At 63.2% G+C, this 23,172-nt stretch carries 18 protein-coding genes and 1 tRNA gene; 8 read left to right on the forward strand and 11 right to left on the reverse strand.

Annotated elements, in window-relative coordinates; translation table 11 throughout:
- Positions 1-100 precede the first annotated feature (100 nt).
- The 5 genes from thrB to argS are packed head-to-tail and all read right to left on the reverse strand — an operon-like array spanning position 101 to position 6,549.
- Positions 101-1,045: a homoserine kinase gene (thrB, locus tag DBV08_RS27190; RefSeq protein WP_124569469.1), complete on the reverse strand. Its 945-nt coding sequence runs from the start codon at positions 1,043-1,045 to the stop codon at positions 101-103.
- Positions 1,046-1,089: 44 nt separating this feature from the next.
- Positions 1,090-2,172: a threonine synthase gene (gene thrC, locus DBV08_RS27195; protein WP_124569470.1), complete on the reverse strand. Its 1,083-nt coding sequence runs from the start codon at positions 2,170-2,172 to the stop codon at positions 1,090-1,092.
- Positions 2,169-3,482: a homoserine dehydrogenase gene (locus tag DBV08_RS27200; RefSeq protein WP_007726192.1), complete on the reverse strand. Its 1,314-nt coding sequence runs from the start codon at positions 3,480-3,482 to the stop codon at positions 2,169-2,171. The genes thrC and DBV08_RS27200 overlap by 4 nt, the downstream gene beginning before the upstream one ends.
- Positions 3,479-4,900, reverse strand: a complete 1,422-nt coding sequence (gene lysA / locus DBV08_RS27205) for a diaminopimelate decarboxylase (RefSeq protein ID WP_124569471.1) — start codon at positions 4,898-4,900, stop codon at positions 3,479-3,481. The genes DBV08_RS27200 and lysA overlap by 4 nt, the downstream gene beginning before the upstream one ends.
- On the reverse strand, positions 4,897-6,549 hold the full coding sequence (gene argS, locus DBV08_RS27210) for an arginine--tRNA ligase (RefSeq protein WP_003941360.1): 1,653 nt from the start codon (positions 6,547-6,549) through the stop codon (positions 4,897-4,899). The genes lysA and argS overlap by 4 nt, the downstream gene beginning before the upstream one ends.
- A 216-nt stretch (positions 6,550-6,765) precedes the next feature.
- Between argS and DBV08_RS27215 the strand changes: the two genes are divergently transcribed.
- Both DBV08_RS27215 and DBV08_RS27220 read left to right on the forward strand, forming a co-directional pair.
- On the forward strand, positions 6,766-7,593 hold the full coding sequence (locus tag DBV08_RS27215) for a DUF3105 domain-containing protein (protein WP_095971602.1): 828 nt from the start codon (positions 6,766-6,768) through the stop codon (positions 7,591-7,593).
- A 4-nt stretch (positions 7,594-7,597) separates the two neighbouring features.
- Complete coding sequence (locus tag DBV08_RS27220; protein WP_124569472.1) at positions 7,598-8,317, forward strand: DUF305 domain-containing protein; 720 nt, start codon at positions 7,598-7,600, stop codon at positions 8,315-8,317.
- A gap of 39 nt (positions 8,318-8,356) precedes the next feature.
- Here the strand turns inward: DBV08_RS27220 and DBV08_RS27225 are convergent, their stop codons facing one another.
- Positions 8,357-10,726, reverse strand: coding sequence for a phosphoketolase (locus DBV08_RS27225; protein WP_124569473.1), 2,370 nt, complete (start codon positions 10,724-10,726; stop codon positions 8,357-8,359).
- Positions 10,727-10,969: 243 nt separating this feature from the next.
- Here DBV08_RS27225 and DBV08_RS27230 point away from each other — a divergent pair.
- The 4 genes from DBV08_RS27230 to DBV08_RS27245 all read left to right on the forward strand — a co-directional run bounded on the left by DBV08_RS27230 (position 10,970) and on the right by DBV08_RS27245 (position 15,413).
- Positions 10,970-11,045, forward strand: a tRNA-Arg gene (locus DBV08_RS27230).
- Between the two features lie 89 nt (positions 11,046-11,134).
- A complete protein-coding gene (locus DBV08_RS27235; RefSeq protein ID WP_124569474.1) occupies positions 11,135-12,061 on the forward strand; it encodes a LysR substrate-binding domain-containing protein in 927 nt (308 codons plus the stop codon).
- A gap of 128 nt (positions 12,062-12,189) precedes the next feature.
- Entirely contained in the window at positions 12,190-13,518 is a 1,329-nt protein-coding gene (locus DBV08_RS27240) for an MFS transporter (RefSeq protein ID WP_124569475.1), read from the forward strand.
- A 2-nt stretch (positions 13,519-13,520) separates the two neighbouring features.
- Complete coding sequence (locus DBV08_RS27245) at positions 13,521-15,413, forward strand: FAD-dependent monooxygenase (RefSeq protein ID WP_124569550.1); 1,893 nt, start codon at positions 13,521-13,523, stop codon at positions 15,411-15,413.
- A gap of 73 nt (positions 15,414-15,486) precedes the next feature.
- On the opposite strand, the gene DBV08_RS27250 is transcribed toward DBV08_RS27245, so the two are convergent.
- Complete coding sequence (locus DBV08_RS27250) at positions 15,487-17,016, reverse strand: MFS transporter (protein ID WP_124569476.1); 1,530 nt, start codon at positions 17,014-17,016, stop codon at positions 15,487-15,489.
- A gap of 85 nt (positions 17,017-17,101) precedes the next feature.
- Between DBV08_RS27250 and DBV08_RS27255 the strand changes: the two genes are divergently transcribed.
- Together DBV08_RS27255 and DBV08_RS27260 are read left to right on the forward strand one after the other, a co-directional pair.
- Entirely contained in the window at positions 17,102-17,479 is a 378-nt protein-coding gene (locus tag DBV08_RS27255) for a MarR family winged helix-turn-helix transcriptional regulator (protein WP_003941367.1), read from the forward strand.
- A 233-nt stretch (positions 17,480-17,712) separates the two neighbouring features.
- On the forward strand, positions 17,713-18,864 hold the full coding sequence (locus DBV08_RS27260; protein WP_095971591.1) for a N(5)-(carboxyethyl)ornithine synthase: 1,152 nt from the start codon (positions 17,713-17,715) through the stop codon (positions 18,862-18,864).
- Between the two features lie 9 nt (positions 18,865-18,873).
- Here DBV08_RS27260 and DBV08_RS27265 read toward each other — a convergent pair whose 3' ends face one another.
- Genes DBV08_RS27265 through cysD form a run of 4 tightly spaced genes read right to left on the reverse strand, consistent with a single transcriptional unit; the run spans position 18,874 to position 23,163 of the window.
- Positions 18,874-19,245 carry a nuclear transport factor 2 family protein gene (locus DBV08_RS27265; protein WP_124569477.1) on the reverse strand — a complete coding sequence of 124 codons (372 nt, stop codon included), beginning with the start codon at positions 19,243-19,245 and terminating at the stop codon, positions 18,874-18,876.
- The gene (locus tag DBV08_RS27270; protein WP_124569478.1) at positions 19,242-20,396 is read right to left on the reverse strand and encodes a 3'(2'),5'-bisphosphate nucleotidase CysQ; all 1,155 of its coding nucleotides are present in this window, start codon (positions 20,394-20,396) and stop codon (positions 19,242-19,244) included. Before DBV08_RS27270 ends, DBV08_RS27265 begins: the two co-directional genes overlap by 4 nt.
- Positions 20,393-22,237 (reverse strand): adenylyl-sulfate kinase, encoded by a 1,845-nt coding sequence (cysC, locus tag DBV08_RS27275; RefSeq protein WP_124569479.1) that lies wholly within the window; start codon positions 22,235-22,237, stop codon positions 20,393-20,395. The genes DBV08_RS27270 and cysC overlap by 4 nt, the downstream gene beginning before the upstream one ends.
- Positions 22,237-23,163, reverse strand: coding sequence for a sulfate adenylyltransferase subunit CysD (cysD, locus tag DBV08_RS27280; protein WP_095971587.1), 927 nt, complete (start codon positions 23,161-23,163; stop codon positions 22,237-22,239). Before cysD ends, cysC begins: the two co-directional genes overlap by 1 nt.
- Positions 23,164-23,172 lie beyond the last annotated feature (9 nt).

The raw sequence follows: 23,172 nt of genomic DNA on the forward strand, positions 1-23,172 counted from the left end.
AGGATAGCGTCCAAACCTGAGTCCGGCAAGAATTTGGACGACTGGGTGTGTCAGTTCACTACCGATCGGTAGCGGGCAATCACCAGGACCAAGGCAGGGATCAGACGGTCGTCGTGACTACTTCCACACCGTCGGCGATATCCAATTCGAGTACACGGAGCCCGTCGGCCCGCGCAGCTTCGGCGAGTTCGACGGGGAAAGGCTCTGTGCTGAGCGCCAACACGGTGGGGCCGGCGCCGGAAACGGTCGCGGCGATACCCGCCTGACGCAGAATGCCGATCCACCGAGTCGTGAGCGGCAGAGCGGGCGCGCGTTGCGCCTGATGCAGACGATCTTCGGTGGCTGCCATCAGCAGATCCGGGCGCGCGGTGAGCGCGACGACGGCCAGGGCGCTGCGGCTCGCGTTGAACGACGCATCCTGGTGCGGAACCAATTCGGGCAGAAGCCCGCGGGTGTGCGCGGTGGACGAGCGCTCCTCGGGAACCAGTGCCACGGCACGGATGTCGGGATGCACGTCGAGTTTCGCCGCGGAGTAGATCGGCTCGTCTCCTTCGACGGCCGGCGGGCAACTCCACGAGACGACTGCGCCACCGAGAACACTGGCGGACGCATTGTCCGGGTGACCTTCGAACTCGGACGAGAGTTGAACCAACTGCTCTTGCGTCAAACCGATCTCGGCATCGAGCGCGCGTGCCAGACCGTTGGCCGCAGCCAGTCCACCGACGGCCGCGGAAGCCGAGGAACCCAACCCGCGCGAATGCGGGATCGCGTTGCGGCACAACACGTCCAGGCCGCTGGCCCACACTCCCGCAGCTTCGAGGCCACGCTCGATGGCGCGAACCACGAGATGCGAAGGACCCCAAGGCACGTCGGCAGCACCTTCGCCTTCGACGCGAATCTGCAGACCCGAATCCGTTGTGGTGACCACGATTTCGTCGTACAACCCCAACGCCAGACCGAGGGTGTCGAACCCCGGCCCCAAGTTTGCACTCGAGGCCGGGACGCGAGCAGTCACCGAAAGGCCGATAGGCAGGGTTATAGTCATGTCAGACACCGGATTCCGCGGAGTGGTCGATGAATCCACGGACACTATGCAAGCTCGAGGGCAGCCGCGACGGCAACGGGATCGACACCGATGGGCTCGACGTTCGGCATCCCCTTCAATGCGGTGTCAGGATCCTTGAGACCGTTACCGGTCACCGTGCACACGACGGTCAGGCCAGGCTCGAGCCAGCCCTCTGCACGTGCGGCGAGCAGGCCCGCGACGCTGGCGGCCGATGCCGGTTCGACGAAGACGCCCTCGGTAGCGGCGATCAGTCGGTACGCCTCGAGGATCTTCTCGTCGGTGGCGGCACGGAATGCACCGTTGGACTCTTCCTTCGCCGCGACTGCGCCGTTCCAGGAAGCGGGGGAACCGATTCGGATTGCGGTGGCGATGGTTTCGGGATCCTTGACGGGTGCGCCATTGACCAACGGCGCCGCTCCGGCAGCCTGGACTCCGAGCATGCGGGGCTTGACCGTGGTCAGGCCGTCTGCGAAGTACTCGGAGTACCCGCGCCAGTACGCGGTGATGTTTCCGGCATTGCCGACCGGGAGAGCGTGTACGTCGGGAGCCTTGCCGAGGACGTCCATGATCTCGAATGCCGCGGTCTTCTGACCTTCGATGCGCACCGGGTTGACCGAGTTGACCAGACCGATGGTGGGGAATTCGGCCGTGGTCTTGCGTGCCAGCTCCAGGCAGTCGTCGAAGTTGCCCTGCACCTGAATGATCTTGGCGCCGTGCATGACTGCCTGCGCGAGCTTGCCCATGGCGATCTTGCCCTGCGGGATGAGCACGGCGCAGGTCATGCCGGCCTTGGCTGCATACGCAGCGGCCGAGGCGGAGGTGTTGCCGGTGGACGCGCACAGAACTGCGCGCTGGCCGCGAGCCAAGGCGTCGGTGACGGCCATCGTCATGCCGCGGTCCTTGAAGGAACCAGTGGGGTTGAGGCCCTCGACCTTGAGGTAGACGTCGCAACCGGTGATCTCGGAGAGGTGGCCGGCCGGCAGGAGCGGGGTGCCGCCCTCGCGCAGGGTGACGGTCTTCCAGTTGTCACCGATCGCGAGACGGTCCCGGTATGCCTCGATGAGACCCGGCCATGCCTTGTGGACGGGGTTGACGATGCCGGTCATTGTTCAGTGCCTTCCAGTCGCAGCACGCTGGTCACAGCGGTGACGAATTCGAGTTCGTTGAGGGCCGCCACGGTCTCGGACAGAGCCGCGTCGGTTGCTACATGAGTGACGACCACCAGACGCGCGCCGGCGCCGGCGCCCTCCTGGCGGACGACGGAAATGCTCACGCCGTGCTTGGCGAACTCGGCGGCGACTGCGGACAGCACGCCTTCCTTGTCCGCGACCTCCATGTTCACGTAGTAGCGGGTGAGGATGTCGCCCATCGGCGCGACCTTGAGCTTGGCGTACTTGGACTCGCGGGGGCCGCGACCGCCGTGAACCTTGTTGCGCGCCGCCATCACCAGGTCACCCATGACCGCGGACGCGGTGGGGGCGCCGCCTGCGCCCTGGCCGTAGAACATGAGCCGGCCGGCGTTCTCTGCTTCCACGACAACGGCGTTGAATGCGCCGTTGACCGAAGCGAGCGGGTGGCTGAGCGGAACCAGCGCCGGGTACACGCGAGCGGAAATCCGCTCCTTGCCCTTGGGCGTGACGATGCGCTCGCAGATCGAGAGCAACTTGATGGTGCAGTCGAGTGCCTTCGCCGACGCCAGGTCGGCGGAGGTGATCGTGGAGATTCCTTCGCGGTACACGTCCGCGGCAGTGACGCGGGTGTGGAACGCGATCGACGCGAGGATCGCAGCCTTTGCCGCGGCGTCGTAGCCTTCGACGTCGGCGGTCGGATCTGCTTCCGCGTATCCGAGGCGTCCGGCCTCGGCGAGGGTCTCCTCGTAGTCGGCCCCGGTCTCGTCCATCGCGGAGAGGATGAAGTTGGTGGTGCCGTTCACGATTCCGGCGACCTTGTTGACGCGGTCTCCGGCCAGGGACTGCGTGAGCGGGCGGATCACGGGGATCGCACCGGCAACAGCGGCCTCGAAGTACAGGTCGACAGAATTGGCCTCTGCAGCCTCCGCCAACTCACCGGTGTGGTCCGCGAGCAGCGCCTTGTTGGCGGTCACGACCGACTTGCCGGAGTTGAGGGAGGAGAGAATCAGCTTGCGAGGGAGTTCGATTCCGCCGATCACCTCGACCACGATGTCGACGTCGTCACGACCGACCAGGGACTCGGCGTCCGTCGTCTGCAGTTCCTCGGGAATTCCGCGGTCCGAGCCGATACGGCGAACGGCAACTCCCCGCAGTTCCAACGGGGCACCGACGCGAGCTTCGAGTTCCTCGGCCTGCTCACGAATGATCCGGACGACCTCGCTCCCGACGTTGCCGAGGCCGAGAACGGCCACACCGATAGCGCGATGCGCCGATTCGCTCGTCACTGCGATACCTCCAAGCTGAGCAGATCTTCCACTGTTTCCCTCCGCAGAATCACGCGTGAGACTCCGTCACGCACCGCCACCACGGCTGGGCGGGTGAGCAGGTTGTACCTGCTCGACATCGAATAGCAGTATGCACCGGTCGCTGCTACCGCTAGTAAATCACCGGGCCCGACGTCCTCGGGCATCCAGGTGTCCCGAATGACCACGTCACCGGACTCGCAGTGCTTACCGACGATACGTGCAACGACGGGATCAGCCTCGGAAGTTCGCGAAACCAACTTGGCTTCGTACTCCGCACCGTAGAGGGACGTGCGGATGTTGTCGCTCATCCCGCCGTCGACGCTGATGTAGCGGCGTGTCAGCGCGCTACCCACCGTGACGTCCTTGATGGTGCCGACCTCGTAGAGCGTCACCGTGCCAGGTCCGGCGATGGCGCGGCCGGGTTCGACGGCAAGCGTCGGCTCCGGCAATCCGGCCAGGGCGGACTCGTTGCGCACGATGTGACCGAGCTTTGCTGCCAGTTCGTCGACGGGCGGCGGGTCGTCGGACGGGATGTACGAGATCCCCATGCCGCCGCCGAGGTCGATGATCGAAATCTGCTTGGTCTTCTCGACTCCGAACTCGGTGACGACGTCGCGGAGCAAACCGATCACGCGGTGCGCTGCCACCTCGAAACCGTCGACGTCGAAGATCTGCGAACCGATGTGGCTGTGCAGTCCGACCAGTCGCAAGTTGTCGGCAGCGAAGACGCGGCGGACCGCGTCGATTGCCGCTCCCCCGGCCAGCGAGAAACCGAACTTCTGGTCCTCGTGTGCGGTGGAGATGAATTCGTGGGTATGCGCTTCGACGCCGACGGTCAGGCGGATCAACACGTCCTGAACGACACCGGCCTCACCGGCGACACGATCGAGTCGGTCGATCTCGATCGCCGAGTCGAGCACGACGTGCCCGACACCTGCGGCGACACCGGCGGCCAGTTCGGCGACCGACTTGTTGTTGCCGTGCATCGCAATTCGCTCAGCCGGGAAATCGGCATGCAACGCAATCGCAAGTTCGCCGCCGGAGCAGACGTCGAGCGAAAGACCTTCGTCGGCAACCCAGCGTGCGATCTCGCCGCAGAGGAACGCCTTGGATGCGTAGTGCACCTTGGCATCCGGACCGAAGGCACGGGCCATGTCACGGCAGCGCGAGCGGAAGTCGTCCTCGTCGATGACGAACAGCGGGGTGCCGTACTTCTCGGCAAGTTCACTGACCTTGACACCGGCAAGCGTCACTTCACCGTCGTCGCCGCGAGAAGCGTTGCGCGGCCACACCTGCGGCGAGAGTTCACCGAAGGCTTCGGGGCTGGTCGGACGGTCGGGCAAGCCGGGGGCCTGCAACTGCTCGGCATGCTTGGGGCCGGCGGGGTGCGCGTTCACATTTGCTCCGGTGCGGTGACGCCGAGCAGTTCGAGGCCGTTGGCCAGGACCTGTCGGGTGGCGGCGCAGAGAGCCAGACGCGCGCGGTGCACGTCGGTGGCGTCTTCGTCGCCTTGCGGAAGGATGCGGCACGCGCCGTAGAAGCGGTGGTACGCACCCGCGAGCTCTTCGAGATAGCGGGCAATACGGTGCGGCTCACGCAGATTCGCTGCGCTCGACACGACGCGTGGGTACTCGCCGATCGTGCGGATGAGGTCACCCTCCTGCTCGACAGTGAGCAGGGCGAGGTTGCTCGCGTCGGCGGACAGGCCGAGGTCTGCGGCGTTGCGAGCGATCGCCGAGAGACGTGCGTGCGCGTACTGGACGTAGTAGACGGGGTTCTCGCTGCTGGTCTTGGTCCACAGGTCGAGGTCGATGTCGATGCTCGAGTCGACCGACGAGCGGATCATCACGTAGCGCGAGGCGTCGACGCCGATTGCCTCGACCAGGTCGTCGAGGGTGATGACGGTGCCTGCGCGCTTGCTCATCTTGACGGCAGTGCCGTCCTTGACGAGGTTGACCATCTGGCCGATCAACACCTCGACGGTGTCCGGATCGTCGCCGAAAGCGGCAGCGGCAGCCTTGAGGCGGCCGATGTATCCGTGATGGTCGGCGCCGAGCATGTAGATACAGAGGTCGAACCCGCGGGCACGCTTGTTCTGGAAGTAGGCGATGTCACCGGCGATGTAGGCGGCGTTGCCGTCGCTCTTGATGACGACGCGGTCCTTGTCGTCGCCGTAGTCGGTGCTCTTGAGCCACCACGCACCGTCTTCGTGGAAGAGGTTGCCCGAACCCTTGAGGGATTCGACGGCCTTCTCGACCGCACCGGATTCGAAGAGCGAGTTCTCGTGGAAGTAGACGTCGAAGTCGACGCCGAAGTCGTGGAGTGTCTGCTTGATGTGCGTGAACATCAATTCGACGCCGATGGCGCGGAAGGTTTCCTGCTGCTCGTCGGCAGGCAGGTCCATGACGTCGGGACGCTGCTTCAGAACCGAGGCGGCGATGTCGGCGATGTATGCACCGGCGTAGCCGTCTTCGGGAGCAGGTTCACCCTTCGCCGCAGCGATCAGCGAACGCGAGAAGCGGTCGATCTGGGCACCGTGGTCGTTGAAGTAGTACTCACGGGTGACCAGTCCGCCCTGCGCGGACAGAATGCGTCCGAGCGCGTCTCCGACTGCGGCCCAACGGGTTCCACCGAGGTGAATGGGGCCGGTGGGGTTGGCCGAGACGAATTCGAGGTTGATCTTCTTGCCGGCGAGGGAATCACCCGAGCCGTACGACGCACCGGCTTCGAGTACCGACACGACGATCGCGCCCTGGGCATCCTTGTCCAACCGGATGTTGAGGAAGCCGGGTCCGGCGATCTCGGCGGATTCGATTCCGTCGGCAGCGGTGAGGGCTTCGGCGATCCAGCCCGCCAGCTCGCGGGGATTCGTGCCGACCTTCTTGGCTACCTGCATGGCAATGTTGGTGGCGTAATCGCCGTGCTCGGGGTTGCGTGGTCGCTCGACGGTGAGGGTTTCGGGTAGCACGGATACGTCGAGGCCACGATCGGCAAGGACGCTCGCTGCGGTTCCGCGGAGCAGTTCGGCAAGGTCAGCTGGAGTCACAGGTATTCATCCTATTGCCTGTACACCGGAAGTGGAGACTCGCCTCACGCCTCACTCTCCGTGAACCTGTCCGAGGCCGCTGTGGCGTGTCGCACGCCACTCTCAAAGTTTGCCCTCAGACTCGGAAAGTACAGTGGTAATGCCCGAGCTACCACCGCGTACCTTCATGCGCGGGCGCGCTACACCTCAAGCCCACACACCGAAAGAGCCCAATCGATGCCAAGCGGTTCCGATAGTCGCGGTCCCAACAAGAACTCCGGGGCCAAATCAGCCAAGGCCATCAAGGCCGCCAACAAGAACAGTCGGCCGGCCAAGAAGGGCAAGGGTGGCGTCCCCGCTCCCCGCCAGATCCCCTGGCTGTCGATCGGTGCCGGTGTGGCTGTGCTCGCACTCATCGCCGTGCTCGGTATCAATCTGTGGCCCAAGGTCGAGGAGCGGCAGGCGCTCGAGCCGTACAAGTACAGCTCGGAGAACAAGGATCCGTCGGACAAGATCGACGGCGTCCTCAAGATCGAGTACCCGGCCGGCCAGCACGTCGATTCCACTCAGCGCGTGGCGTACGACCAGACTCCGCCGTTCGGTGGCCCGCACGACGCCACCTGGGCTAACTGCACCGGAACGGTGTACGCCGACCCGATCCGCACCGAGAACGCCGTTCACTCGCTCGAGCACGGCGCCATCTGGATCACGTACAACCCCGATCTCGTCGACCAGGACCAGATCGACAGCCTCGCCGGACGCGTCAACGGCAAGTCCTACATGCTGATGTCGCCGTTCCCCGGCCAGAGCAGCCCCATTTCTCTGCAGTCGTGGGGCCATCGCCTCGAGATCGACAAGGCCGACGACGATCGCATCGATCAGTTCATCACCGCGCTGAACCAGAATCCGAACGTCTACCCCGAGGTCGGCGCGAGCTGCACCAACCCGCTGTTCACTCCGTCGACGTCGCCGTTCGACCCGACTCCTCCGGGTCCCGACGCCATCCAGATGGACGGCACGGGCGCTACCCCGGCCACCGACGAACAGATTCCCGCCGGTGGATAGTCCGGTGAACAGTTCAGAGAACACCGATCAGTCTTCGAAGCCGAGTCAGCGCACCGCACTGCTGATCATCGGTCTGATCGGCGCGATCGCCGTCGGCTTTGCGCTCGGCGCACTGACCAATCTTCTGGGACCCGACGCGAAGTCGTCCCTGACGGTTCCGGCATCGGATTCGGTGGACGTCGGCTTCGCGCAGGACATGAGCGTGCATCACAGCCAGGCTGTGGACATGGCGTCCATCGCCCTGACGAAGTCCACCGACAACGACGTACGCACGCTGGCGTTCGACATCTTGACCACGCAGCAGAACCAGCTCGGTCAGATGCAGGCGTGGCTGACCATGTGGGATCAGCCGCTGTCCAAGGTGGGTCCGTACATGGAGTGGATGTCGTCCGATTCGGGTTCCGGTCACGGATCGCACGGGACTTCGGCCACGATGGACATGGATCATTCCGGTCCGGTCGACACCATGCCCGGCATGGCGTCCCCCGAGGACCTTGCGGCTCTCCGCGCGGCGGAAGGCCTGCAACTCGACACCTTGTTCCTGCAGCTGATGCTTCGTCACCACGAAGGTGGGCTTCCGATGATGGAGTACGCAGCAGCCGACGCCACCGAGGGTCCGGTGCGCAGCCTGGCACAGACCATGGTCAACACGCAGCAGAGCGAGTCCAAGCTGATGACCGACATGTTGGCAGCTCGCGGCGCAGCGCCGCTGCCCATGAACTGAACTGAGAACTCGGACCCGACTGGGCCTGGTCCTGAATTTTCAGGACCAGGTCCAGTTTTCTACCTCCGGCATGTCTTCGAGGTGCTCGACGATGTAACGCGAGTGCTTTTCGAGCTGTGTGCGGCAGAACTCCGCCAACTCGGACGCCCCGGCCGGCCGGCGCTTGGAGCGTCGTAGCGCCTCGATCACGAGGTGGTAGCGGCTCATCTTGTTGAGGACAACCATGTCGAACGGTGTTGTGGTTGTTCCCTGTTCACTGAATCCGCGGACGTGGAAGCGCTCGGGACTCGGACGCCCGTGAATCAGTTCGTGCACCGCACGCGAGTATCCGTGGAATGCGAACACGACGTCGGTCTGCGCGGTGAACAAATCGAGGAAGACCCGCTCCCCGAATCCGTGGGGATGCTCGGTGGGGGTCAGCAGGGCCATCAGGTCGACGACGTTGACGACACGGGTGATCAACTCCGGCGTGTGATCGCGCAGCAACTGTGCAGCAGCCAGGATCTCCTGTGTCGGTACGTCTCCGGCCGCGGCCAGGACCACGTCCGGTTCCTGTCCGCGAGCTTCGGTTCCGGCCCATTCCCAGACCGAAGCGCCCGCCGCACAGTGCTCGTGCGCTTGCTCGAGCGTGAGGTATTGCAGGTGCGGTTGCTTGTCCACGACTATCAGATTGACGTGGTCGGTACTACGCAGGCAGTGATCCGAGATCGAGAGCAAGGTGTTGGAGTCCGGCGGTAGCCACACGCGGATCACACTGGGGGCCAAGGGAATAACGGCGTCGATCATGCCGGGTCCCTGATGACTGAATCCGTTGTGATCGTTGCGCCAGCATGTACTGGTCAACAGCACGTTGAGCGAAGCAACGGATGCCCGCCACGGCAGGTCGACAGAATGTTGGAGCCACTTGGCGTGCTGGATGAGCATCGAGACACTCACCATGGCAAACGCTTCGTAGCTCGCGAACATCCCGTGTCGGCCGGACAGCAGATAGCCCTCGAGCCAACCCTCACAGAGGTGCTCACTGAGGACCTCCATGACACGACCGTCCGCGGACAGTCCGTCGTCGTAGTCGGTGATCGGCAGTTGCCAGCAGCGGTCGGTTGTCTCGAACACGGCCCCGAGTCGATTGCTCGACGTCTCGTCCGGACAGAAGAGTCGGAAGATCCCGCCGCTGTCCTCGGTTTCGGTGGCGGCGTAGATGTCGCGTAGAAGCTCGCCGAGCACTCGCGTCGTCTCGTGGAAGGTCGAGCCCGGGGATTGAATGGGAAGCGCGTACTTTTCGAGCGGCGGCATCGGGAGATCGACGCGAAGTCGTCCACCGTTCGCGTAGGGAGTGCTCCCCATGCGCTTGTCCCCCGCCGGCGAGAGCGCCGCGAGTTCCGCGACCAGTGATCCGTTGGCGTCGAACAACTCGTCCGGACGGTACGACCGCATCCACTCCTCGAGTTGCCGCAGATGTGATTCGTTGGTTCGCACGCCGGACAACGGCACCTGGTGCGCACGATGTGTGCCCTCGACCAGGATTCCGTCGACGGTGTGTGGACCGGTCCATCCCTTCGGCGTTCGCAAGACGATTGCCGGCCACGAACCCGTCCACTCCTCGCCGCGGCGTGCGGCACCCTGCATCTCGCGGATCTTCTCGTGTGCCTGCGAGATCGCTTGATACAACTGAGGAAACACCGCGTCGGGATCGTCACCGGAGACGACGATCGGCGCCCACCCCTGGCCGCCGAGGTAGGCCTGGATGTCTTCGTCGCTGCTGCGTCCGTACACGGTCGGGCCAGCGATCTTGGCGCCGTTCACGTGCAGGATCGGCAGCACCGCGCCGTCGCGTCGTGGATTCAAGAATGCCGGTAGCTTCCACGAGCCGGACAACGGCCCGGTCTCCGCTTCGCCGTCGCCGATCACACAGGCCACCACGAGATTCGGATGATCGAAGGCAGCGCCGGCCGCATGGGCAAGGGCGTAGCCGAGTTCGCCGCCTTCGTGGATGCTTCCGGGTGTCTGCACGCTCACGTGGCTGGGCACCCCGCCGGGAGCCGAGAATCGCCGACACATCCGATGGATGCCCTCGGCGTCGTCCGACACTTCCGGATAGATCTCCGAATACGTTCCCTCGAGATACGTCGACGCGACCAGCGCCGGTCCCCCGTGACCCGGACCTGTGACGTACAGCCAGTCCGCACCGGTGGCGACGATGTGCCGATTGAGGAGCGTGTAGATCATCGACAGGCCGGGGCTGGTCCCCCAGTGCCCGAGCAATCGAGGCTTGATGTGCTCTGCACGCAACGGTTCACGCAGGAGCGTGTTGTCCTTCAGATAGATCTGCGCAACGGTCAGGTAGTTGGCCGCTGCCCACCACTTCAGGTCGAGCGCGAGCTGGTCTTCGGAATAGTGGTGATCGGTCATCAACGACTCCCGTACCTCACGAGGGTGCCCGAGCAGTCCGCCCGAGCCTGTGCTCAGAGCCGAGCCTAGGCGTAAAAAGCATCCGAGTCAGTCGGTACAGATGATTCGACGACCATGGTCCCCGGTCGCATCCTCGACTGCCTCCCGCGACGACGCCATGCCGAGACGGGGACCGGTTTGGTCTTGTCCCCCCGTGATGCGCTACGCTAACGCAGCCCAATCGGCACACCGAGTATTCGGTGCGCCCCCGTAGCTCAGGGGATAGAGCGTTCGCCTCCGGAGCGAAAGGTCGCAGGTTCGAATCCTGCCGGGGGCACCACGAAAAAGCAGGTCGGCGACAGATTTTCGACCTCGTTACGGTGCCATGCCAACAGATCCAGAGTCTTCTCCCCGACTACTGTCGATCTCATGCCTCGCGTCGATCCCGCTCCCACGTACACGATGCGTCAGCTGGCTGCGTTTGTCGCGGTGGCCGAGACCGGAACGATCAGTGCCGCAGCCGAGCGCCTGCACCTCTCCCCTTCCGCTCTGTCCTCGGCGCTCACCGAACTCGAACGCGCGCTCAAAGTTCAACTGTGCGTTCGCCGTCGCTCATTCGGCATTCAACTGACCCGCACCGGCGAATCCGTTCTGGTGCGCGCCCGCGCGCTACTTCAGCAAGCCGGGGAACTCGAGTCCGACGCACTCGGAACCGGCGGAAGCGTGTCAGGGCCCATTGCGATCGGCTGTTATCCCGCTCTGGGGCCGACGGTTCTGCCGTCGATGATCGCCGGGTTCACCCGTGAGAATCCCGACGCGCAGGTGGAGTTCCGCGAGGACACTCAGAATCGACTCCAGACACATCTCGAGAACGGCGAGTTGGACCTCGCGATCGCGTACGACCTGGACCTCTCGCCACAATTGCGCACGGTTCCGTTGGCCGTCCGCGAACCCTTGATCGTCCTGGGTGCCGAACATCCGCTCGCGCGGTCCGAGCGACCGATCCATCTTCCGGACCTCGCGGAACACCCGATGGTTCTCCTCGACGCTCCGCCGAGCACCGAACACGCGCTCGATGTCTGTCGCGCAGGCGGATTCATCCCGAAGGTTGCATACAGAACCGCGAACTTCGAGACGGCGCGGGCATTTGTCGGGCGCGGACTCGGCTGGACGCTGTTACTCCAGCGCCCCAAGATGGACGTCACGTACGAGGGGCTCGAGGTGGTCGTCAAGACCATCGCTTCCCCTGTCGTGCCGTCGGTGCACGTAGTTCTCGCGTGGCACCAGAACACTCGTCTCAGCCGCGTCGCACGCGCTTTCATAGAATTCGTTTCACCCTCGGAACCTGCCCAATAGTCCCACTACCAGGCAGCGGAGCTGATTCCACGTATTTTCCGTGCAAGAACCTCCAATTCTTTCGCTTTTCAATTGTTGTGGCGCACGTCATTGTTTCTTCAAGCCACATTCATCTCGAAAGGCAATTCATGACCTCCATCGCCTCACCGACCGCTACGCGCACCGCCGCGACGGTCAAGGCGCGCAAGGCCGCCCTCGGCAGCTTTGTCGGCACCGCCATCGAGTGGTACGACTTCTTCATCTACGGCACCGCCGCCGCGCTCGTGCTCGGCAAGCAGTTCTTCCCCGGCACGTCCGATCTGGCCGGCACCCTGGCCGCCTTCGCCACCCTCGCCGTCGGATTCGTCGCGCGACCCATCGGCGGAATCGTGATGGGACACTTCGGCGACCGCATCGGACGCAAATCCATGTTGGTCACCTCGTTGATGCTGATGGGCTGCGCCACCGTTGCCATCGGCCTGCTACCCAACTACGCCGCCATCGGCGTCTTTGCCCCCATACTCCTGGTGGCTTTGCGATTCGTTCAGGGACTCGGCGTCGGCGGCGAGTGGGGCGGCGCAGTTCTGGTCGCCACCGAAAACGCACCGGAGGGCAAGAAGGGGCTGTACGGCAGCGCACCACAAATCGGTGTTCCCGCAGGCGTACTGGTGGCCAATCTCGTCTACCTCCCCCTCGCCGCCTTCATGGACGACGATGCATTCAACTCCTGGGGATGGCGACTCCCGTTCCTGCTCAGCGCAGTTCTCGTAGGTGTTGCGATGTGGATCCGTCTCGGCCTCGAGGAAAGTGACGAGTTCACCGCTTCGAAGTCCGAAGCACCGGCGGAGTCCATGCCGATTCTCGAGGTTCTCACCAGACACTGGAAGACAGTGCTCCTCGCCGGCGGAACCTTCATCGCCACCAACGGAATTGCGTACGCGTACATGGTGTACGTCCTCAAGTACGGCGAGACCGAACTCGGCTTCGGCAAAACCACGATGCTCTTCCTCCTCATCGCATCCTGCCCGTTCTGGATGGCGGGAATGGCTTTCAGCGCTCACAAGTCGGACACTCTCGGACGCCGAACCGTCTACATCCGCAGTTCGATCGCGCTGGTAGTGGCGGCAGCGGTGTTCTTTCCGCTGATCGACACGGCAATCGTCCCGGTGATGCTCGTATCGATGATCGCCCTCGGCTTCACGCTCGGCTGCTGCGCCGGGCCACAAGCGGCACTGTTCGCCGAGTTGTTTCCCGCACATATCCGCTACAGCGGAGCGTCACTCGGATACCAGATCGGCGCAATCCTCGGCGGCGGTCTGGCCCCGATGATCGCGACTGCGCTCTACGCCGCCTTCGACACCTCGTTCGCCATCACCGTCTACTTCGTGATCATTGCCGTGATCAGTCTGGTTTCCATCCTGCTACTCCCGGAACCTCAACTGATCCCGAAAACCACTGCCGCACAGAAAGCCTCGTGACCATGTCGACCTACTTTCATCCGAAGAAGTACGCACCCGAGGATTTCGCTTCCACGGCGCCTTCGGCCGACGCACTTCCCGTCGTGATCGTCGGAGCCGGCCCCGTCGGCATGGGCGTAGCCATGGGCTTGGCACAGCGCGGCATTGCCGTCACGATTCTCGAAGCGGCCGATCAGGTCTCGTTCGGCAGTCGCGCGATCTGCGTGTCACGGCACAGCCTCGAAGTTGCCGAGCGTCTCGGCTTCGGCGCCGAGCTGGAAGACATCGTTCTGCCGTGGGTGGGTGGCCGGAGCTACTACCGTGATCAGGAAGTGCTGCACTTCCGCATGGCGTCCGCCGATCACGACGCACGCGGTCCGATGGTCAACGTGTCGCAGTCCGAGTTCGAGCAGATCATGACGGACAAGTTGCTCGCTCACCCTCTGGTGAACTTCCACTGGTCGTCGTCGATCGCGGGCATCGTGGCCGGCGATGACGAGGTGACGCTGACCGTCGACACCGCGTTCGGAACTCGCGAACTGCGTGCGGCCTGGGTCGTTGCCGCCGACGGTGGCCGTAGCAAGATGCGCGAACTCAGCGGAATCCGCTTGCAGGGCAACAGCTACGAGGGCAACTACGTCATCGCGGACATTCATTGGGAATCGGAACTACCGGCCGAGCGTCTGGTGTGGTTCGACGCGCCCAGCAACCCGGGGTCCACGATCATCATGCACCGCCAACCGCGGGACATCTGGCGCATCGACTACCAGCTCGACGCGTCGGACGATCCCGAGGCAGAGACGCAAGAAGATCGCATCCGCGACCGCATCACCCGCCACCTCGAATGGCTGCAGAGCGATATCCCCTGGACCCTGGAATGGTTCGGTTTCTACCGCGCCCATGCACTCGCCCTGGAAGATTTCACTCACGGCCGTGTGCTCTTTGCCGGCGACGCCGCGCATCTTGTTCCGATCTTCGGTGTTCGCGGCCTCAACTCGGGTATGGAAGACGCCGAGACCTTGGTGTGGCAACTGGCCGCCGTCATCAACGGAGCTGCCGATACCGCCATCCTCGACGCGTATTCGAAGGAACGTCGCAGCGCGTGGCAGCAGAACGTCGACAACGCAGGCAAATCGACGCTCATCATGTCGCCCGGCAGTCACGGCTACCGAACCACCCGCGACGCCGTACTCGAACTCGCCACCAAGCGAAGCGAATTCGCGCACCTCATCAACCCGCGCCAGTCGAGTGCAACGCATGCCCGTCTCTCGCCGCTGACGTGGCCCACAGCTGCGGGCACCGAGGGCGTCCTACCCGGGGATCCGTTGGAAGACAGAGTCGTCCAGGTCTCGGTCGACGGTTCGAAAACCTCCTTGAACAGTCTGCGCGGTACTGGATTCGGCCTGCTGGCTTTCGGACTGTCAGCTGAGCTGGTATCCGAACTCGACACGCAAGCCGAAATCCTTGGTCAGGCGATTGCTCCGGAAACCGTACGGGTGATCACCGCGGGAACTACCGACTCCACGATTCCCGATGCCGAAGGCAATCTCGCATCTACCCTCGGTGCTCGTGTCGGCGAGATCATCGTGATTCGGCCCGACGGATTGGTGCTCTGCCGCATCAGCGATCCCACGCAATTGAACGACGTGGCCAAGCACCTGGCGGCCGGTACTGCGCCCACGCACTTCGATGCAGCACCGTCGGCGACTACGGCGGTGATCGACGACGAGGGCCGCCGCGAACACGTCTGGTTGGCACTGTCGAACGCACTTGATCAGGCTGATCCGTCCGACCGCGAAGCCATGTTGGTGCGGCTGGCGCTGATTCTCGGTTCGCAAGCTACGTCGACAAGCTTCGATGCGGCCTTGAAAGACGCAGCCCCGAAAGACGCAGCCCCGAAATCTGCTGCTCGCTAGTTCAGACACAGCAACTCGGCCGCGCAGGATTGTCTCCTACGCGGCCGAGCGCATTCGCGGATGAAGCGAGTATTCAGTTGACCTCGGCCAATTCCTTTTCTTCCTCAGCGCGCCTGTCACTCGCCGAGTTTCCCCGCAGCGACCTTCCACGTACCAGCGGCGAGACGGTGATCGCCAAGCCCACCAGCGCGACTCCGGTAACCAGGATCAGTCCGGGATGGAATTGTTCGAATCCGGCGGTACCGGCACCGGATGCGGTGTGCGATCCGGCGGTCACGAGGGCGGTAGTCAGAGCGAGTACGAGCGCCGCACCGACCTGAGCGGACGTGTTCACCAGCCCGGACGCCAAACCCTGCTCCGAATCGTCGACGCCGGAGGTGGCCTGGGCCATGATCGAGGTGTACCCCAAGGCGAATCCGAGTCCGAGCAGGATGACGCTCGGCAGAATCGCCACGACGTACGACGGTGAATCGCTGCCCGCGAAGAGGAACCAGAGGTACCCGACGCTGAGCGACGTCAGTGCCGCGATGATGAGCTTGGCACTGCCGTACAGGTCGACCAGCCGTCCGACGAACGGCGATCCGAATGCGACGATGATGCCCGCGGGGAGCAATGCCATCGCCATCTTCAGGGGCGACCAGCCGAGGGCCGACTGCAGGAAGATCGTCATCATGAACTGGAAGCTCAGGTAGGAACCGAAGAGAGCGATGATGGCCAGATTCGCACGAACGATGGTGCCGACGCGCAGAAGCCCAAGTCGCACAAGTGGATGAGCCACCTTCTTCTCCACGAAGAAGAACGTCGCCAGAAGCACGGCTGCGACGGCGAACGAACCCAGCGTCATCGGGTGTGCCCACCCACGGGTCGGAGCCGAGACCATCGTGTAGACCGTGAGAAGCATTCCCGTCACCAGGGTTACGGCGCCGACGAGGTCGTGTCCCCCGGTATCTGCGGGACGGTCCCGCGGAATGAGGAAGTACCCACCGATCAGTGCGATGACGGCGAACGGAACCGGCATCAGGAACGTGAATCGCCAACCGGCACTGGTCAACAGCCCGCCAAGGATCAGGCCCGACGAGTAACCACTGGCACCGAACACGGAGAACACCGACAGCGCACGGTTACGGGCCGGGCCCTCTTTGAACGTCGTGGTGAGAATGGACATTGCGGTCGGAGCGGTGAAGGCCGCAGCCAACCCCTTCACGAATCGTGATGCGATCAGCAGTGTTCCGTTGTCGACAAGGCCACCTACCAGCGAGGCGATGGCGAACACGGTCAGTGCGATCAGGAAGACCTTCCTGCGTCCGAGAAGATCGGCGGTACGTCCACCGAGTAGCAACAAGCCGCCGAACCCGAGGACGTAGCCGTTGATGATCCACTGCAGCGAAGTAGTGGACAGGCCCAGTTCATTGCCGATGGACGGTAGAGCGACGCCCACCATCGACACATCGAGACCGTCGAGGAACAACACGAGGCAGAGCACCGCGAGGATGCCCCACAGCTTGAGGGACCAGCCCTCCCCTGTGGCCGGGTCCGTGGATTCCGTAGAACCCGGGGTTTCCGGCGAATCGAATGGTTTGAGTGTCGAGTCTGTGCAAGTCACGTCAGCGAGAATAGATGCACATGCACATAATGCACAAGCATTTAATGCAATTGCACGTAATCGAGTCTTCAACTAGAATGCGGTCGTGACGTCGGAATCCGAATTGCGCAACACCTGGCGCTCGCTGTCGACCAGCTACAACGACATCGCGTGCGAACTCGATCGCCAGATGCAGTCGGCGCATGGGCTGAGCATGAGCGACTTCGAGGCTCTCGACCGGCTCATGGACGCCACGTGCGAACGTCCACGCATGCAGGAGCTTGCCTCGGAGATGTACCTGAGTCCCAGCGCGCTCTCCCGTAGCGTCGCCCGTCTCGAGAAGGCCGGACTGGTTCAGCGAGCACTGTGCGAAGCCGACCGGCGCGGGGTGTTCGTCGACGTCACCGACAAAGGACGTCAGGTACACGCGGACGCCAGCAAAATCCAACTGGCCGTACTGGATTCACGCCTGCGCGAGCAATAGCCGTACGGCGGAGGAGCACCGCACCGCGCCCGGCCACCGGGCACGGACCGTTCCGGACTAGACTGAGCACATACCGACGCGCCTTTCTGTTGCCGTCGGCGATCGACAGCAGCGCAGCCGGCACGCTTTCACGCGATCCTGGCCGAGGCAATCTGCCAGCGTTCCTGCGGCTTCTGCTAGTCCCTCAGGCGCCTGCCTGACATCTCTACCTGCTCCTATCGAGAGATACACAATTGAACAACGCACGCACCCTTGGAGTCATCGGACAGTCGAGCAAACCGGCAGAACGCCGGTTGCCGATCCATCCTGCGCATTTCGATCGCATCGATGCCGAACTACGTTCTCGGATCTACCTCGAAGAAGGCTACGGCCACCCCTTCGGTTACTCCGACGACTACCTCTCGCGCCTGGTGGCCGGAATCCGCACGCGCAAGCAGATTTTGGCGGAAACCGATGTGGTTCTGCTACCGAAGCCGTTGGTGCGTGACCTCGCCGAACTCCGATCGGGTCAAGTGCTCTGGGGCTGGCCCCACTGTGTCCAGGACACCGAGCTGACACAGATCGCGATCGACAAGAAACTGACCCTCATCGCCTTCGAAGCCATGAACTTCTGGCACAGCGACGGATCGTTCAATCTGCATGTGTTCCACAAGAACAACGAGTTGGCCGGCTATTGCTCGGTACTGCACGCCCTGCAGTTGATCGGTTCCACCGGAGACTACGGCCGCCGTCTCACTGCTGCCGTGATCGGTTTCGGTGCCACTGCACGCGGCGCCGTCACTGCACTCAAGGCGCACGGTATCCATGAAGTCGACGTACTGACTCAGCGCGGCGTCACCGCCGTCAGCTCCCCTATCCACTCGGCGCGAATGGTTTCTTTCGACAACGACAACGGTGACGTCCGCGGCAGCCACGTCATGCTCGACAATCACAGCGTGCCGGTGCCGGGTTTCCTGGCCGAGCACGACATCGTCGTCAACTGCGTACTGCAGAACACGGATGCCCCGCTGACGTTCCTGACCGAGGAAGATCTCATGGACTTCCAACCGGGAAGCCTCATCGTGGACGTCTCGTGCGACGAAGGCATGGGGTTCAGCTGGGCTCGTCCCACCTCGTTCGCGGATCCGACCTTCATTGTCGGCGACAACATCACTTACTACGGCGTCGACCACAGCCCGTCGTACCTGTGGAACTCGGCGTCATGGGAGATCAGCGAATCACTTCTTCCCTACTTGCCCACTGTGATGGCAGGAGAGACGGCTTGGAAGGCAGACGAGACCGTCGACCGCGCCATCGAAATCCGTGACGGCGTCATCGTGAATCCGGCCATTACGCGTTTCCAGCACCGCTCGGCGGACTACCCGCACGCTGTCATCGCGGAGTAGGCGCCTCGATCAGGCCTGGCCGGCTGCCGCGTTGATCGGCGCCATGTCGAAATAGTCGCGCCAGGCACTGATCTTTCCGTCCTCGACTTCGAATACCCCCATGACCGGGAGTGCTACCTCGGCACCGTTGATGGTGAAGACGTCGACGCGCTCGTTCATGACGGTGTTGCCGTCCGCAACCTGATGCGTGATCTGAAAGTCGATGTTGCCGAAGGCACCGACGAATTGCTCGATGAACGCCCGGACAGCCTCGCGACCGACCACGGGCTCCATCGGGATGTTGTGATAAACGACGTCATCGGTGAAGTAGTCGACGATCTTCGCGACGTCGGCGTTCGCCCAGAGTGCACAGAATTCGGTGATCAGCTTGTCCGGTGTCATTGCGTGCCAGCCTCTTTCGAATCGTTTTCGTGGGGTTCGATGATTGCCAGGATGCTTTCGATCTCGCCTGCCGGTATCCCGAAGTACTCGGTGACGAAAACCGTACTGGCCGGGGCTTGGCCAGGTGTTCCGAGGTCGAGCAGGTACCGCGCCACGACGCTCTCGCCCCACTCACGCAGCGCGAGTTCACGTATCGCCACGATTCCGCGATATTGCTGCCCCTGTTCGAGTTCGTTGCTGATGAAAGCGCCGGTATCACCCGTTCGCTGTCCGTTCTCGACCCGCCAGGCGTCGGCGGCGAATCGGACCTTCGTTGCGTCGTGAGTGAGCAATGCGTTCACGTATTCACGCGCCATGGCGACGCGTCCGCTGACCGCAGACTCCGTGGAGTGCTTGGCAATTGCGCCCAGGATCGACTCTGACAACTCCGGTCGGCAGATCACGAGATCCGGTAGGTAGGGATGTGATTCGTTGTAGAGCAGCGGCGAACCGTCGATGCGGCTGCAATGCAGCCCGGCCGCCTGCGCAACTCCGACCGGTGCCGCCGAATCCCATTCCCACTGCCCACCGGCATGCAGGTACGCGTCGACCTCTCCGCGCACCACCGCCATCGCCTTGGCGCCGGCCGATCCCATGTGCACGACGTCTGCGCCGAGTTCGGACGTCACGGCTTCGGTGAATGCGGGCGGGCGCGAGCCACTGACGACTACTCGGAGCGGCGAGTTGGCAGCAACCGAGACTGCCTCGTCGCCACTGGAGTACACCGCTCCGAGCGCCGGCTGCGACACCGCGGCTGCGGTAATTCCACGACCGCGTTCCCAAAGCGCCACGTGCACTGCCCAATCCGCATGATCCGGCAGGCCGTATTCCTTGGAGCCGTCCAGCGGATCGATGATCCAGACCCGGGATGCCTCCAGACGATTGCGATCATCGGCCGACTCTTCCGAGAGCACGGAATCTTCCGGGCGCTCGGCGGCCAACCGGTCGAGGATGTAGGAATCGGCTGCCTTGTCGCCTCGTCGGCCCAGCTCACGACCGTCGTCGACGCCCAGGCCTTCGGCTCGGATCCCCAGGAGGATCGCACCAGCGGCCTGCGCCAATTCCGCCGCGAGTGCCTCGTCGGCGATTCTGCTGTGTGTGGATTCGCTCACCGGTCCAACACTTCCATAATTCGCAGCGCAAGTTCGGTAGGCGTTCCGTCTTCGGGTCTGATCACCAGCTCGGGGCTGGCTGGAGCCTCGTAAGGATCGTCGACCCCGGTGAAACCCTTGATTTCCCCGGCCCTGGCCTTGGCGTACATACCCTTGGGGTCTCGGGCTTCACATTGCTCGATCGGGGTGTCGACATAGACCTCGACGAACTTCAGTCCAGCAGCCTCGTGGGCCGCCCGAACTCGATCGCGGTCCTCGCGGTACGGACTGATCAGGCAAGCCACTGCCACTGCACCTGAATCAGCGAACAACTGCGCCACGGCGCCGACTCTGCGAACGTTTTCCGCTCGGTCCTCGGCACTGAACCCGAGATCCGCATTCAGGCCGTGCCGGAGGTTGTCGCCGTCGAGTCGGTACGCCGGGATACCCGCGGCCACCAACCGGCGCTCGAGTTCCACCGCGATCGTCGACTTACCCGAGGCCGAGAGTCCGGTGAGCCACACAGTCCCACCTGTGGTCGCACGCTCCTCGCGAGAGACCTCCGAACTGTGCCAGACGACGCGCGACTCCTTGAGCGTCGGACCGTTGATCATTCCAGCAGCAACGGTATTGCCCGTGGTCTCGTCCACGAGAATGAAGCTGCCCGTCACCCGGTTGCGGCGGTAAGGATCGAACATCAACGGTTGCTGCGTCTTGATCGAGATGCGTCCGATCTCGTTGAGGGACAGAGATTCTGCCTTCTCGTCGCGGTGCAGAGAATTGACGTCCAGGCGATAGTCGAGCTTGACGATCTGCGCTTTCGTGGAGCGCGTGGTGTGCAGCAACGAGTAGCGGTTGTTCTCCGACAGGGTGGTCTGTTCAGTCAACCAACAGACCATCGCATCGATTTCCTGCCCGACCTGCGGCCGGTTGTTGAGCCGACACAATTGGTCCCCGCGGCTGACGTCGAGATCGTCGGTCAGCTCGATACATACGGCCGACGGCGCAAATGCCTCGTCGATCACGTCACCGCCCGGCCCGTGGACTGCCTTCACCGTCGAGGTGAATCCTGAAGGTAACGCCACGATTTCGTCACCAGGCTTGAAGACACCACTGGCAACCGTTCCGGCGTATCCACGGAAATCGTGGAGGTCGGCATCTGTTTGCTTCTGCGGACGGATCACGTACTGCACCGGAAACCGAGCGTCGATCAAGTTGCGATCCGAAGCAATGTGCACCTGCTCGAGATGGTGCAGCAGAGAAGGCCCGTCGTACCAGGACATGTTCTCGGTCCGGGCAACGATGTTGTCTCCCAACAGCGCCGACACCGGAATGAACGTCAGGTCGTGGACGTCCAACTTGATCGCGAACTGTCGAAACTCTTCCTTGATCTCCTCGAACCGTTCCTGAGACCAGCCCACCAGATCCATCTTGTTCACGCACAGCACGAGGTGCGGAATCCCCAGGAGCGTGGAGAGGAATGCGTGCCGCCGCGTCTGTTCGAGCACGCCCTTCCGTGCGTCCACCAGGATCAGGGCAAGATCGGCCGTAGACGCGCCGGTCACCATGTTGCGGGTGTACTGCTCGTGCCCGGGAGTGTCGGCGATGATGAACTTCCGGTGAGGGGTCGCGAAATACCGATGTGCCACGTCGATCGTGATGCCCTGTTCACGCTCAGCGCGCAATCCGTCGGTCAGTAGCGCGAGGTTGGCGTACTCGTCTCCGCGCTCTCGACTGCTCCGCTCCACGGCCTCGAGTTGGTCCTCGAAGATCGACTTGGAGTCGTAGAGCAACCGGCCGATGAGTGTCGATTTTCCGTCGTCGACGCTGCCCGCCGTGGCGACTCTCAGCAGTTGCGGCATCAGAAGTACCCCTCTTTCTTACGATCTTCCATGCCGGCTTCGGAAATTCGGTCATCAGCTCTGGTTGCGCCACGTTCCGTAATACGGCTCGCTGCAACTTCTTCCACGACAGCAGCCGGCGTTTCGGCCGACGATTCGACGCATCCGGTACACGTTGCGTCGCCGACCGTACGGAAGCGCACCAACGCCTCGTAGGACTCTTCGCCGTCGCGAAGTTCGAGGAAGCGGGTGCGTGCCAACAACATTCCGTCGCGCGGAACCACGTCGCGACGATGGGCGTAGTAGATGCCGGGAAGGTCGATCTGTTCGCTCTCGATGTACTGCCAGATGTCGAGCTCTGTCCAGTTGGAGAGCGGGAAGATCCGAATATGTTCGCCCTTACGGTGTTTGCCGTTGTACAGGTTCCACAGTTCGGGTCGCTGCACCTTGGGATCCCACTGCCCGAACTCGTCCCGGAAGCTGAACACCCGCTCCTTGGCGCGTGCCTTCTCCTCGTCTCGGCGAGCACCACCGAACACCGCGTCGAACTTGTTGTCGCGAATTCCGCGCAGCAACGCGTGTGTCTGCAGGCGATTGCGACTGGAACCGACTCCGGTGTCCTCGATGACGCGACCGGCGTCGATGTCGTCCTGCACGCTGGAGACGACAAGACGCAGGTTGAAGCGATCGACCGTGCGGTCGCGAAATTCGATCACCTCGTCGAAATTGTGACCGGTGTCGACGTGCATCACGGCGAACGGCAATGGGGCAGGCCAGAATGCCTTGGCCGCTACGTGCAGCATCACGACGGAATCCTTACCTCCGGAGAACAGGAGGACCGGCTTTTCGAAAGTCGCTGCGACTTCGCGGAATATATGGACCGCCTCCGCTTCGAGTGCTCGCAGATGCGACAACTCGTAGGCGGGCGGGGTCTGGAGTGTTGCCATGTCTTTCGC

The organism is Rhodococcus sp. KBW08, assembly GCF_003852455.1.
GTDB classification, from domain to species: domain Bacteria; phylum Actinomycetota; class Actinomycetes; order Mycobacteriales; family Mycobacteriaceae; genus Rhodococcus_F; species Rhodococcus_F baikonurensis.

Bases quoted from the DNA above. Each gene is read 5' to 3' on its own strand.
- thrB (WP_124569469.1), bottom strand. From the start codon at position 1,045: ATGACTATAACCCTGCCTATCGGCCTTTCGGTGACTGCTCGCGTCCCG.
- DBV08_RS27265 (WP_124569477.1), bottom strand. From the start codon at position 19,245: ATGACACCGGACAAGCTGATCACCGAATTCTGTGCACTCTGGGCGAAC.
- DBV08_RS27240 (WP_124569475.1), top strand. From the start codon at position 12,190: ATGACCTCCATCGCCTCACCGACCGCTACGCGCACCGCCGCGACGGTC.
- cysC (WP_124569479.1), bottom strand. From the start codon at position 22,237: ATGCCGCAACTGCTGAGAGTCGCCACGGCGGGCAGCGTCGACGACGGA.
- DBV08_RS27215 (WP_095971602.1), top strand. From the start codon at position 6,766: ATGCCAAGCGGTTCCGATAGTCGCGGTCCCAACAAGAACTCCGGGGCC.
- thrC (WP_124569470.1), bottom strand. From the start codon at position 2,172: ATGACCGGCATCGTCAACCCCGTCCACAAGGCATGGCCGGGTCTCATC.
- cysD (WP_095971587.1), bottom strand. From the start codon at position 23,163: ATGGCAACACTCCAGACCCCGCCCGCCTACGAGTTGTCGCATCTGCGA.
- DBV08_RS27235 (WP_124569474.1), top strand. From the start codon at position 11,135: ATGCCTCGCGTCGATCCCGCTCCCACGTACACGATGCGTCAGCTGGCT.
- DBV08_RS27245 (WP_124569550.1), top strand. From the start codon at position 13,521: ATGTCGACCTACTTTCATCCGAAGAAGTACGCACCCGAGGATTTCGCT.
- DBV08_RS27225 (WP_124569473.1), bottom strand. From the start codon at position 10,726: ATGACCGATCACCACTATTCCGAAGACCAGCTCGCGCTCGACCTGAAG.